General features: G+C 73.1%; 13 protein-coding genes. 10 read left to right on the forward strand and 3 right to left on the reverse strand.

Going from position 1 to position 12409, the window contains the following annotated elements; translation table 11 throughout:
• Nucleotides 1–5 precede the first annotated feature (5 nt).
• Nucleotides 6–197 (forward strand): hypothetical protein, encoded by a 192-nt coding sequence (locus OG245_RS23270; RefSeq protein ID WP_371625389.1) that lies wholly within the window; start codon nucleotides 6–8, stop codon nucleotides 195–197.
• Between the two features lie 87 nt (nucleotides 198–284).
• Here the strand turns inward: OG245_RS23270 and OG245_RS23275 are convergent, their stop codons facing one another.
• Nucleotides 285–881 (reverse strand): hypothetical protein, encoded by a 597-nt coding sequence (locus tag OG245_RS23275; protein WP_371625390.1) that lies wholly within the window; start codon nucleotides 879–881, stop codon nucleotides 285–287.
• A gap of 134 nt (nucleotides 882–1015) precedes the next feature.
• On the opposite strand from OG245_RS23275, the gene tsaB reads away from it, so the two are divergent.
• Genes tsaB through OG245_RS23295 form a run of 4 tightly spaced genes read left to right on the forward strand, consistent with a single transcriptional unit; the run spans nucleotide 1016 to nucleotide 3580 of the window.
• Nucleotides 1016–1663, forward strand: coding sequence for a tRNA (adenosine(37)-N6)-threonylcarbamoyltransferase complex dimerization subunit type 1 TsaB (gene tsaB, locus OG245_RS23280; protein ID WP_371627964.1), 648 nt, complete (start codon nucleotides 1016–1018; stop codon nucleotides 1661–1663).
• Nucleotides 1664–1692: 29 nt separating this feature from the next.
• Nucleotides 1693–2178, forward strand: a complete 486-nt coding sequence (rimI, locus tag OG245_RS23285) for a ribosomal protein S18-alanine N-acetyltransferase (RefSeq protein WP_371627965.1) — start codon at nucleotides 1693–1695, stop codon at nucleotides 2176–2178.
• On the forward strand, nucleotides 2178–3314 hold the full coding sequence (gene tsaD / locus OG245_RS23290) for a tRNA (adenosine(37)-N6)-threonylcarbamoyltransferase complex transferase subunit TsaD (protein WP_371625391.1): 1137 nt from the start codon (nucleotides 2178–2180) through the stop codon (nucleotides 3312–3314). The genes rimI and tsaD overlap by 1 nt, the downstream gene beginning before the upstream one ends.
• A complete protein-coding gene (locus OG245_RS23295) occupies nucleotides 3311–3580 on the forward strand; it encodes a hypothetical protein (RefSeq protein ID WP_371625392.1) in 270 nt (89 codons plus the stop codon). The genes tsaD and OG245_RS23295 overlap by 4 nt, the downstream gene beginning before the upstream one ends.
• A gap of 108 nt (nucleotides 3581–3688) precedes the next feature.
• On the opposite strand, the gene OG245_RS23300 is transcribed toward OG245_RS23295, so the two are convergent.
• Complete coding sequence (locus tag OG245_RS23300; RefSeq protein ID WP_371625393.1) at nucleotides 3689–4438, reverse strand: TetR/AcrR family transcriptional regulator; 750 nt, start codon at nucleotides 4436–4438, stop codon at nucleotides 3689–3691.
• Between the two features lie 127 nt (nucleotides 4439–4565).
• Between OG245_RS23300 and OG245_RS23305 the strand changes: the two genes are divergently transcribed.
• Both OG245_RS23305 and OG245_RS23310 read left to right on the forward strand, forming a co-directional pair.
• The gene (locus OG245_RS23305) at nucleotides 4566–6083 is read left to right on the forward strand and encodes an MFS transporter (protein WP_371625394.1); all 1518 of its coding nucleotides are present in this window, start codon (nucleotides 4566–4568) and stop codon (nucleotides 6081–6083) included.
• Nucleotides 6084–6233: 150 nt separating this feature from the next.
• On the forward strand, nucleotides 6234–6698 hold the full coding sequence (locus tag OG245_RS23310; protein ID WP_371625395.1) for a VOC family protein: 465 nt from the start codon (nucleotides 6234–6236) through the stop codon (nucleotides 6696–6698).
• A gap of 795 nt (nucleotides 6699–7493) precedes the next feature.
• Here the strand turns inward: OG245_RS23310 and OG245_RS23315 are convergent.
• On the reverse strand, nucleotides 7494–8717 hold the full coding sequence (locus tag OG245_RS23315) for a methyltransferase domain-containing protein (RefSeq protein WP_371625396.1): 1224 nt from the start codon (nucleotides 8715–8717) through the stop codon (nucleotides 7494–7496).
• Nucleotides 8718–8878: 161 nt separating this feature from the next.
• Here OG245_RS23315 and OG245_RS23320 point away from each other — a divergent pair, with 161 nt between their 5' ends.
• From OG245_RS23320 to groL, 3 genes are all read left to right on the forward strand, one after another.
• Entirely contained in the window at nucleotides 8879–9796 is a 918-nt protein-coding gene (locus OG245_RS23320) for a polysaccharide deacetylase family protein (protein ID WP_371625397.1), read from the forward strand.
• 498 nt (nucleotides 9797–10294) lie between these two features.
• Nucleotides 10295–10603, forward strand: coding sequence for a co-chaperone GroES (gene groES / locus OG245_RS23325; protein ID WP_003966899.1), 309 nt, complete (start codon nucleotides 10295–10297; stop codon nucleotides 10601–10603).
• Nucleotides 10604–10701: 98 nt separating this feature from the next.
• A complete protein-coding gene (groL, locus tag OG245_RS23330; protein ID WP_097871319.1) occupies nucleotides 10702–12327 on the forward strand; it encodes a chaperonin GroEL in 1626 nt (541 codons plus the stop codon).
• The last annotated feature ends 82 nt before the right edge of the window (nucleotides 12328–12409 follow it).

The following is a 12409-nucleotide window of genomic DNA, read 5'->3' on the forward strand; positions in this document are numbered from 1 at the left end:
CATCCATGCCGACGCCCGAGCGCGCAGCGCAGCCGCGACCGACTCCGTCCGCCCTGTCGATGAAAGCCCTGCTGGCCTCGTGTGCCGCGGCCACCGCGATCTCCACCCCGCCGAACGACGAGGCGGCGGAGGAGGACGGCACGGACGCCCGCGCCGTGGTTCCCCCGCCGGCCAGGCGCGGCCCCAGGGCCGCCTGAGGGCCGAAAGCCCCGGGACCGAGGCGGCAAGGCCCCGGTCCGAGGAGGAAGGCCCCGGCCCGAGGCCCTACGGGACGGCGACGGGCCCTACGGGACGACGACGACCTTCGCGCCGACCGTCGCGAAGGTCCACATCGCGTTGCCGTCCGCGCGCTTCATCCGGACGCCGCCGGTCTTCGACGTCGGGTCCGGGCTGGCCATCGAGCCGTCCTGCGCCGCGCTGAAGCCGATCGCCACCTCGTCCACGTTCGCGAAGCGGACCACGTGCTCGATCGGGACGCCGTCCGAGCCCTGGACCGTGCCCGAGCGCGAGGTGACCTTGTGGACCCCGGGCGGCGGGCTGACCGGGCTCGGCATCACGGTGAAGGTGCGGATCGCCTCGTTGCCCTCGTCGACCAGCCACACCCGGCGGTCCTTCAGCGCGTAGACCACGCGCTCGCCCCTGCCGGACGCGGCCGGGACCGCCAGCGGGTCGGCCTCGGGCTTCGGCTTGGCGGAGGGCTGGGCCGAGGCGGAGGCGGAGGGCTTCTTGCTCGGCGTGGACGCCACCGAGGCGGGTGCGTTCGCCGAGGCCTGGTAGGCGAGGAAGGCGACCGCGGCGACCGCCGCCGCAGTGAGCCCGGCCACGATTCCCGAGCTTCCCCTAGCCACCGTGAAATCCCCTTTCGACTGCCGTTGCCGCATGTCGTACAAGCGTTTACGTCGTACCCGCGGATACCCGGTGACGGTAGCAGCAGGGAGCGGGCGGGCCGGGACGCCGTACGGACGCCGTAACGCCGTCGGCGGAGCCGTAGGCTGTTTGCGTGCTCTTGCTCGCCATGGATACCGCCACGCCCGCCGTCACCGTCGCCCTGCACGACGGCACGTCCGTCATCGCCTCCTCCGGGCAGGTCGACGCCCGCAGGCACGGGGAGCTGCTGCTCCCCGCCGTCGACCGGGTCCTCGCCGAGGCCGGGACGGGGCTCGACGCCGTGACGGACGTGGTCGTGGGCGTCGGCCCCGGCCCGTACACCGGCCTGCGGGTCGGCCTGGTCACCGCCGCCACCTTCGGCTCCGCCCTCTCCGTGCCGGTCCACGGCCTGTGCACCCTGGACGGCCTCGCGTACGCCGCCGGACTGGAGGGCCTCCAGGGGCCGTTCGCCGTGGCGACCGACGCGCGCCGCAAGGAGGTCTACTGGGCGCGGTACGAGGACGCCCGCACCCGTTCGGGCGAACCTGCCGTCGACCGGCCCGCCGACATCGCCGGGGCGCTCGCCGGGCTCCCCGTGGTCGGCGCGGGCGCGGTGCTCTACCCGGACGCCTTCCCGGACGCGCGCGGCCCCGAGCACGTATCCGCCGGGGCGCTCGCCGGGCTCGCCGCCGAACGCCTCGCCGCCGGACAGGAGCTCCTGGAGCCCCGGCCGCTCTATCTGCGCAGGCCCGACGCGCAGGTCCCGAAGAACTACAAGGTGGTCACCCCCACGTGAGCACCGCCACCGCCGCCGTACTGCGCGAGATGCGCTGGTGGGACATCGCGCCGGTGCTCGAACTCGAACACGCGCTGTTCCCGGACGACGCCTGGTCGCCCGGCATGTTCTGGTCCGAGCTGGCCCACGCGCGCGGCCCCGGCGCCACCCGCCACTACGTCGTCGCCGAGGACCCCGCCGGGCGGATCGTCGGCTACGCCGGGCTCGCCGCCCTCGGCGACCTGGCCGACGTCCAGACGATCGCGGTCAGCCGCGAGGCGTGGGGCACCGGCCTCGGCTCCGAACTCCTCGCCGACCTGCTGAAGGCCGCCACCGCCTTCGAGTGCGCCACGGTCCTCCTGGAGGTCCGCGTGGACAACACGCGGGCGCAGAAGCTGTACGAGCGCTTCGGCTTCGAACCGATCGGCTTCCGGCGCGGCTACTACCAGCCGGGGAACATCGACGCCCTGGTCATGCGCCTCACCATGCAAGAGCAAGCAGTGCACGAGCACCCAGCAGAGACCGGGACTGAATGATGGCTGCCGACGAACCCCTCGTACTCGGCATCGAGACCTCCTGCGACGAGACCGGCGTGGGCATCGTGCGCGGCACGACCCTGCTCGCGGACGCCGTCGCCTCCAGCGTCGACACCCACGCCCGCTTCGGCGGCGTCGTCCCGGAGATCGCCTCCCGCGCCCACCTGGAGGCGATGGTCCCCACCATCGAACGCGCCCTGAAGGAGGCCGGGATCAGCGCCCGCGACCTCGACGGGATCGCCGTCACCTCGGGCCCCGGGCTCGCTGGAGCGCTGCTCGTCGGCGTCTCGGCCGCGAAGGCGTACGCGTACGCGCTGGGCAAGCCGCTCTACGGTGTCAACCACCTCGCCTCGCACATCTGCGTCGACCAGCTGGAGCACGGCCCGCTGCCCGAGCCGACGATGGCCCTGCTGGTCAGCGGCGGCCACTCCTCGCTCCTGCTGGCCCCCGACATCACCAGCGACGTCCGCCCGCTCGGCGCGACGATCGACGACGCGGCTGGCGAGGCCTTCGACAAGATCGCCCGCGTGCTGAACCTCGGCTTCCCCGGCGGCCCGGTCATCGACCGGCTCGCGAAGGAGGGCGACCCGGCGTCGATCGCGTTCCCGCGCGGTCTGACCGGCCCGCGCGACGCCCCGTACGACTTCTCCTTCTCCGGGCTCAAGACCTCCGTCGCCCGCTGGATCGAGGCGAAGCGCGCGGCGGGCGAGGAGGTGCCGGTACGGGACGTGGCGGCGTCCTTCCAGGAGGCCGTGGTGGACGTGCTCACCCGCAAGGCGGTCCGGGCCTGCAAGGACGAGGGCGTCGACCACCTGATGATCGGCGGCGGCGTCGCGGCCAACTCCCGGCTGCGCGCGCTGGCCCAGGAGCGCTGCGAGCGGGCCGGCATCCGGCTGCGGGTGCCGCGCCCCGGGCTCTGCACCGACAACGGGGCGATGGTCGCGGCGCTCGGCGCGGAGATGGTCGCCCGCAATCGCCGCCCCTCCGACCTGGAGCTGTCCGCGGACTCCTCGCTGCCGGTGACCGAGCCGCACGTGCCGGGCGCCGACCACGGTCACGGAGACCCGCACGGACACGGACACGCGCACGATCACGACCACGTGCACGAGATCAGCAAGGACAACCTGTACTCATGAGCGCCGGGACCATCGTCCTGATGTGGGAGGCCCGCGCCACCGAGGGGCGCGGCGGCGAACTCCTGGAGTGGGCGCGGGTGCGGGCCGCCGAGCTGGCCCGCGAGCCCGACCGCGGCGAACTGCTGCGCGCCCCGCAGGACCGGGTGCTGGTGATGACGTGGTGGAGGGGCGCCTCGTACGGCGACGACCTCCCCGAACTCCCCGAGCCCGACGCCGCCCTGATCACCCGTCCGGTGCACCGGTGGCGCTTCGAGGCGGTGGGCTGAGGGGCGGCCCGGGCCCCTGAGACCTTCGCGCCCCGGCCCCGAGACCTTCGCGCCCCTGCTCCTGAGGCCTTCGAGCCCGGCTCCTGAGGCCTTCGCGCCCGGGCCCGGTCAGCCCTTCGCGCCCCGCGTTCCGCGCCTGAGCAGGCCGTCCACGATCGCGTCGAGCTCCTCGACGGTCTCGTAGTCGGCCGCGTACTCCCGCCAGCGGTCCTTGACCCCGGTGAGCCGGGGCAGCTCCGCCGCGTCCTGCTCGGTGATCATCTCCGGGAAGAACTCCCGGCGCGACGGGTTCTCCGCCCGGCGGTCCGCCGCCCTGCGGAAGACCAGGTCCCCGTAGACGTAACTCCAGATCGTCCGGTACGCCCGGACCGAGCGGGCCGGGGAGAGTCCGCAGGCGAGAGCGCAGTCGATGATCTCCTCCACCATCCACAGGGCGTTGCGGTCGGTCAGCTCGCCGAGCGCCAGGATGTCCAGCACCCAGGGGATCCTGCCGATGATGTCGTGCATGTGCGCGGCCACCGCCACCAGCCGCTCGCGCGGGTCCTCGGGCAGCTCCGGGCGCGGGAACGCCGCCGCCGTGCCGGACAGGGTCAGCATCAGCAGCTCGTCCTTGTCCTGCACGTAGTGGTAGAGCGCCATGGGCGTGCTGCCCAGCTCCTTCGCCACCCGCCGCATGGACAGGGCGGCCACGCCCTCCTCCTCGACGATGCGGCGCGCGGTGGCGACCATCACGTCCGGGTCCAGCCGGCGGGGCCGGCCCACGGGCCGTCCCGCGGGCCGGCCGACCGTGCCCGGTTTGCCGCCCGCCGCCGGATCTTTCATCTTCTTCGCCTTCTCGGTCTTCTCGGTGCCTGACACCTGGGCATTCTCTCCTTCCGGGGCTCCGCTCCGGTCCGCCGCGGGGCCCTCCCGGTGCTCCGGCGCTTATTTTCTATACGTGTATGGTAATTCTCGACCGGGAGAAGCGCGAAGGGAAGGGGACGTCATGGACGGCGCGGGAGAGAGCGGGACGGGAAGAGCGGCCGGGAGCGGGGCGGCGCGCGCGCCGGGCGCGGGGGAGCGGCACGCGCGGTGGCTGCTGGTGGTCGCGCTCACGGTGCAGTTCCTGGTGTCCCTGGACATGTCCGTGGTGAACGTCGCGCTGCCCGACATCCGCAGCGACCTCGGCTTCGGCGGGGACGGCCTGCTGTGGGTCGTGAACGCCTACGCCCTCGCCTTCGGCGGGCTCCTCATGCTCGGCGGCCGGCTCGCCGATCTGGTCGGCCCGCGCCGCGTCCTGACGGCGGGTCTGGTGCTCTTCGGTCTGGCCAGCCTGGCCGGCGGGCTCGCCTGGTCGCCCGGGTCGCTGGTGGCGGCGCGGGCCGTCCAGGGCGTCGGCGCGGCGGCCCTCGCCCCGGTGGCGTTCGCCCTGATCACCCTCGCCTTCCCGGCCGGGCCCGCCCGGTCCCGGGCGCTCGGGCTGTGGGGCATGGCGGGCGCGGCGGGCGGCGCGGTCGGGGTGCTGGCGGGCGGGGTGCTCACCGACGCGACGGGCTGGCGGTCCGTGATGCTCGTCAACGTGCCGATCGTCGCCTTCGCGCTGGCCGCCGCCGCGCGCACCGGACCCGTCGGCGGGGGGCGCCGGGCCGGGGCGCGGCTGGACGTGGCCGGGGCGCTGCTGGTCACGGCCGGGACGACGCTGCTCGTCCTCGGGCTGGTGCGGGCCTCGGACCACGGCTGGGGCTCGGCGGTCACGCTCGCCTCCCTCGGCGCCGCGGTGATCCTGCTGGCGGCCTTCGTCGCCGTCGAGCTGCGGACCGCCTCCCCGCTGCTCCGGCCCGGCCTGCTGCGGGGGCGGCCGGTGCTGACCGCGAACCTGTTCTGTCTGCTGCTGGCCTCGGCCCAGTTCGGCGCGTTCTACTTCGTCTCGCTCTACATGCAGCTGGTCCTCGGGTTCGGGGCGACCGCCGCCGGGTTCGCGTTCCTGCCGTTCTGCGTGGGCGTCGTCGCGGGCTCGGTCCTCGCTGCCCGCGCGGTCGCCGTGCTCGGCCTCCGGCGGCTGATGACGGTGGGCGCGACGCTCGCCGCGCTCGGCATGGCCTGGTTCGCGGCGACCGCCACGGTCGACGGCGGCTTCCTCGTCTCCATCCTCGGCCCCTCGCTGGTCTGCTCCTTCGGCATAGGGCTCTGCTTCGTGCCGCTCGGCACGGCCGCGACGACCGACGTGGCCCCCGGCGAGACCGGCATGGCCTCCGGGCTGCTCAACAGCTCGCGGCAGGTCGGCGGCTCGCTCGGCCTCGCGGTCCTGGTCACCGTCGCCGCCCAGGTCACGGGCGGCTCCACCGGGCTCGCCGAGTTGTCCTCGGGGTACGAGGCCGCGTTCTGGGCGGCGGCGGGACTCCTGGCGCTGGCCGCGCTGGCCGCGTACGTCCTGCTCCCGGCGGAGCGGAAGGCCCCCGGCGGGCCGGCGGCCGCGGAGCGGGGCCGGGGAGCCGAGCGGGAGGGCGACGCCGCCCCCCGCTGAGCCCGTGCGGGTGGGGGCGGCGGGGCCGGGGCGTGTCCGATGAGTTCGGGCGGGCGGCCGGGTCTACCTTCCACGACGTCCGGACCGCCCGGCCCGGACGCGCGGACGGCCCGAAGAGGACCCGAAGAGGGCCCGAAGAAGGAGAAGACCATGCAGAAGATCACCCCCTGTCTCTGGTACGACGGCAAGGCCCGGGAGGCGGCCGAGACGTACGTCGCGATCTTCGGCGGGGACTCCCGCATCCTGGACGTCACCTACTACGGCGAGTCGGCCCCGGGCGAGACGGGCTCCGTGCTCACCGTCGGGTTCCGGCTCGCGGGCCAGGACTACACGGGACTCAACGGCGGCCCGCAGTTCCCCTTCACCGAGGCGATCTCGCTCTCCGTGGACTGCGCCGACCAGGCCGAGGTGGACCGGTTCTGGGACGCGCTCTCCGAGGGCGGTGAGGAGGGGCAGTGCGGCTGGCTCAAGGACAGGTTCGGCGTCTCCTGGCAGATCGTGCCGAACGAGCTGCCGCGCCTGCTGGCCGACCCGGACCCGGCGAAGGCGGACCGGACCATGAAGGCGATGCTCGGCATGGCCAAGCTGGACGTCCAGGCGCTGCGCGACGCCTGAACGGGCGTGCGGTCGCGGAGGCTCGAGCCACCACGCGCTCGCGGGAACCTGAACCGGAGCGCGGCCGGAGGAGCCTCGGCCGGTGCGCGGCAGTGCGTGGCCTGGCGGGCCCGAAACGCGCGCGCGGGCCCCGCGACCCGGTCGGTACTGTTCTGCGCATGCCACGCCGTGCCACGCTCCCACCGCCTCCGCCGCCGGTCGAGATCCGCTCCTGGCCCGACCGCGAGACGATGCTCGCCGACCGGTCGGTGGTCCTGGCCGAACTCGTGAAGACGCACGTGGGGGCGGGGCGGCTCGGGCTGTTGTGGATGTGGGCGGGGATCGCCGCGATCGGCTGGAGCCTGGTGGGCTCCGCGATCGTCATGTTCGAACAGGCGATTGACCTGGCCGACTTCGTCAGCGTCATCGGCGGAATCGTCAGCCTGGTCGTCGGCGCGGCGGTGCTGATCCCGGCCGTCGTCTTCTGCTGCCTCGGTGTCGCGCGGGACCGGAAGGTCCGCACGCTGCTCACCGCCTGGGGCGCGCTGGACCGGGACCCGGAGCGCGACCGGCTGCTGCGGATGCCCGGGACGAGCCTCGTCTGGCTGCTGCTGTCGTTCGTCGTGGGCGCGGCGGGGCTCGCCCTCTGCGTGATCGGGCCCGCGAGCGCGCGGCCCGGCCGGGAGACGTACGGGCTGGTCGCCCTGATGATGGGCCTCGGCATGGTGGCCTGGCTGACCGCGCTGACCGGCGCGGTCACGGCCCTGGCGCACCGCCGCTGGGTGGTGGGCGTCCTGATGGGACCCGCCGGGCGGGTCAGCCCAGCGGATGGCCGATCAGCATCGTCGGAGCCCCCGCCACCCGGGTCAGGAACACCGTCGCCGCGTGCGGACCGCTCAGCTTCATCCGGCGACGCAGTTCCTCCGGCTCGACCGCCGAACCGCGCTTCTTGACCGTCAGTACGCCGACCTCCCGCTCCCGCAGCAGTGCCTTCAGCCTCTTCACGCCGAACGGCAGCCGGTCGGTGATCTCGTACCCGGAGACGTACGGCGAGGAGTACCGCGTATCGCTCGTGACGTACGCGATCGTCTCGTCCACCAGCCGCCCGCCGCACCGCTCCACGATGTCGGCGACCAGATGCGCCCGGATCACCGCGCCGTCCGGCTCGTACAGATAGCGCCCGACCGGGCCCACGGGCGGGGCGGGCAGCGGGGCCGGGGCGGTCAGGGTCGCCCCGGAGGGCAGCAGCGTGGCCCGGAACGCACCGGGCGCGAAGCCCTCCCCGTACCAGAGCACCGCCTCCTTCACGTCGCCGCCGTCCGAGATCCACTCGGCCTCCGCCTCCGGGCCGATCGCCTCGTGCGGGACGCCCGGCGCGATCTTCAACGCCGCCCTCGGGGCCTTCAGCGCGGCGGCCGCCGCCCAGGACAGCGGCGGTGAGTACGCCTCCGGATCGAAGATCCTGCCCCGTCCGCCCCGCCGTGCCGGGTCCACGAAGACCGCGTCGTACGGGGCGGTGTCGATCTCCGTGACGTCGGCGCACCGCACCTCGATCAGGCCCGCCAGGCCGAGCGCCTCGGCGTTGGCGCGGGCCACCTCGGCCGTCAGCGGGTCGCGGTCCACGGCCAGGACGGAGATCCCGGCGCGGGCCAGGGCGAGGGCGTCGCCGCCGATGCCGCAGCACAGGTCGGCCACGCTCCGCACGCCGAGCCCGGCGAACCGCGCGGCGCGGTGGGCGGCGACCGAGGTGCGGGTGGCCTGCTCGACCCCGTTGGGCGTGAAGTACATCCGGTGGGCGTCCTCGGCCCCGAACTTGGCCACCGCCCGCTGCCGCAGCCGGGCCTGGCCCAGCGCAGCCGACACCAGCTCCGCCGGGTGCGCGCGGCGCAGCCGGGTCGCGGTGGCCAGCTCGTCGGCGGGGTCGTGGTCGCGCAGCTCGGCCAGCAGCTGCTCGCCCTCGGGGGTGCGCAGCGCCGCGAAGGCGGCGCGGGCGGGGTCGTCGTCCGGGGCGGAGGAGGTCGTCGCGTTCACCCGGTCCATTGTGGCCGGTGCGCGGGGCGCCGCCGCCCGCGCCGCCGGAGGCCGCTGTGGGCCGGCCGGGGGACGGCGCCGGTCCGCTCGCGGTGTCGGGGCGGGAGGCGGGCCGACGGCTGGCAGGATGCGGCGCCATGCAGCTAGTACGACAAAACGAAAAATCAGTCATGAAGCGGCACAGGCCGGGCGTCGTGCTGGCGGCCCTGCTGGCCGCCGCTGTCGCCTCCGGGTGCGCGGAGGAGCCGGGCGGCGGCGCGGGTGCTCCCGGCGGGCCCGCGAAGCCGGCCGCCGGCCAGCCGGGCGAGGCCGCTCCGAAGGCCGGGCCCGCCCGGGCCCTGGACACCTACGCCGAGGCGCTCACGAGGAAGCAGGCCGCGCGGGCCGTCGCCGCGAAGAAGTGGGGGCTCGCCAGGACCCCGCTCGCGGCCCCCGAGCCGCCGGAGGTGAAGCCGCGCATCACCACCCGCAAGGGCTTCGAGGTCCGGGACGATGCCGGGCTGCCGCCCGTCTTCACCACCGTCCCGACCAAGGAGAAGATCGTCTTCCTGACGATGGACGACGGCGCCGAGAAGGACCCCGAGCTGCTGCGGATGATGACCGAACTCGACATCCCGTACAGCGCGTTCCTCAGTGACTACGTCACCAACGACGACTACGGCTATTTCCAGAAGATGCAGAAGCGCGGGGTGACGATCAGCAACCACACCCTCAACCACCGTTATCTGCCCGGCCTCTCCCGCGCCGAGCAGAAGCAGGAGATCTGCGGCCAGCAGGAGAAGATCCTCAAGCACTTCGGGAAGCGGCCCACCCTCTTCCGGCCGCCCTACGGCAACTACAACCGCGACACCCTCGTCGTCGCCAAGTCCTGCGGGATCACCGCCGTGCCCCTGTGGTCCTCCGAGGCCTTCCCCGACCACATGGAGTGGCGCGAGTGGGACCGGGACCTGCACCCCGGCGACATCGTCCTCACCCACTTCCGGGGCGAGGAGGACTGGAAGGGCTCGATGCCCGACATGATCCGCCAGGTCATGAAGACCATCACCGACAAGGGGTACGCGGTGGCGAAGCTGGAGGACTACGTCTGATCCGCGCCCATCCCCGTATCCGGCCGCACATGCGCGCTCAGCCCCCGCTGCGCGCGCATGCGCCGTTGTCGCCCCCGCCGCGGCAGGGCGGGGAGTCCCCCGCGGAGGACAGGCTGATCGTGGGGGCGGGGCCGCGGTCCGCCCAGGGGTCCGGGGCCGAGGACCGCGAAGTGTCCCTCTCGGGCGGTCCTCCCGGCAGGCGGCTCTCGGGAGGCGTCATCCGCGTAGCGTCGTACGGAACGTCACGCTCCATCCCGACGTTGTCCGGACGGTGATCCGATGGAGCCCCGATCGAGACGGCGCGAGGGTGGTGAATTGGCACTCCGCTTGACCGAGTGCTAATCGCGGTCATAGTCTCGGTGCTGGCACTCCCCCCTGGAGAGTGCCAGCAGCACTCTGCGCGACAGGACAGGTCCGGCACCCGCGACGACGGGCCGGTCAGGTCGCCGCCCACAGACTGTTAAACCCCGTGAGATCTCCGAAGGGGGAGACCGGATCGTGTCGACCACCAGCTCCAAGGTTGCGATCAAGCCGCTCGAGGACCGCATTGTGGTCCAGCCGCTCGACGCCGAGCAGACCACGGCTTCCGGCCTGGTCATTCCGGACACCGCGAAGGAGAAGCCCCAGGAGGGCGTCGTCCTCGCCGTGGGCCCGGGCCGCTTCGAGAACGGCGAGCGGCTTCCGCTCGACGTCAAGACCGGCGACGTCGTCCTGTACAGCAAGTACGGCGGCACCGAGGTGAAGTACAACGGCGAGGAGTACCTCGTCCTCTCGGCCCGCGACGTTCTCGCGATCGTCGAGAAGTAATTCACCCACGTTTGCTTGTGTTCTGCGCCCCTGGCCCCCTGCGAAATAACTAGCCGGGCGGCGAGGGGCGCAGTTCATTTTGAGAGGGAACACAGCCCATGGCGAAGATTCTGAAGTTCGACGAGGACGCCCGTCGCGCCCTTGAGCGCGGCGTCAACAAGCTTGCCGACACGGTCAAGGTGACGATCGGCCCCAAGGGCCGCAACGTCGTCATCGACAAGAAGTTCGGCGCTCCCACCATCACCAACGACGGTGTCACCATCGCGCGTGAGGTCGAGCTCGACGACCCGTACGAGAACCTCGGCGCCCAGCTCGTCAAGGAGGTGGCGACCAAGACCAACGACGTAGCGGGTGACGGCACCACCACCGCGACCGTGCTGGCCCAGGCGCTCGTCCGCGAGGGCCTGCGCAACGTCGCCGCCGGCGCCTCCCCGGCCGCCCTGAAGAAGGGCATCGACGCCGCGGTCAAGGCCGTGTCCGAGGAGCTCCTCGCGACCGCCCGCCCGATCGACGACAAGTCCGACATCGCCGCCGTGGCCGCGCTCTCCGCGCAGGACACCCAGGTCGGCGAGCTCATCGCGGACGCGATGGACAAGGTCGGCAAGGACGGTGTCATCACCGTCGAGGAGTCCAACACCTTCGGTCTGGACCTGGAGTTCACCGAGGGCATGGCCTTCGACAAGGGCTACCTGTCCCCGTACATGGTGTCCGACCAGGAGCGTATGGAGGCCGTCCTCGACGACCCGTACATCCTGATCCACCAGGGCAAGATCGGCTCCATCCAGGAGCTGCTCCCGCTGCTGGAGAAGGTCATCCAGGCCGGCGCCTCCAAGCCGCTCCTGATCATCGCCGAGGACGTCGAGGGCGAGGCGCTCTCCACCCTCGTCGTCAACAAGATCCGTGGCACCTTCAACGCCGTCGCGGTGAAGGCCCCGGGCTTCGGCGACCGCCGCAAGGCCATGCTCGGTGACATCGCCACCCTCACCGGTGCGACCGTCATCGCCGAGGAGGTCGGCCTCAAGCTCGACGGCGCCGGTCTCGACGTGCTGGGCACCGCCCGCCGCGTCACCGTCTCCAAGGACGACACGACCATCGTCGACGGCGGGGGCAACTCCGAGGACGTCAAGGGCCGCGTCAACCAGATCAAGGCCGAGATCGAGTCCACGGACTCCGACTGGGACCGCGAGAAGCTCCAGGAGCGCCTCGCGAAGCTGGCCGGCGGCGTGTGCGTGATCCGCGTCGGCGCCGCCACCGAGGTGGAGCTCAAGGAGAAGAAGCACCGCCTCGAGGACGCCATCTCGGCGACCCGCGCCGCTGTCGAGGAGGGCATCGTCTCCGGCGGTGGCTCCGCCCTCGTCCACGCGGTGAAGGTCCTGGAGGGCAACCTCGGCAAGACCGGCGACGAGGCCACCGGTGTCGCGGTCGTCCGCCGCGCCGCCGTCGAGCCGCTGCGCTGGATCGCCGAGAACGCGGGCCTGGAGGGTTACGTCATCACCTCCAAGGTCTCCGAGCTCGACAAGGGCCAGGGCTTCAACGCCGCCACCGGCGAGTACGGCGACCTGGTCAAGGCCGGCGTCATCGACCCGGTCAAGGTCACCCGCTCCGCCCTGGAGAACGCCGCGTCCATCGCGTCGCTGCTGCTCACGACCGAGACCCTGGTCGTCGAGAAGCCGGCCGAGGAAGAGGCCGACGCCGGTCACGGCGGCCACGGCCACTCCCACTAGTACGGCCCGCACCGTTCGGTACGCCGTCCGGTACGACTGAGGCCCGGCACCCCCGTCACGGGGGTGCCGGGCCTCAGTGCGT

The sequence above is a fragment of the Streptomyces sp. NBC_01116 genome, assembly GCF_041435495.1.
Classification (GTDB): Bacteria; Actinomycetota; Actinomycetes; order Streptomycetales; family Streptomycetaceae; genus Streptomyces.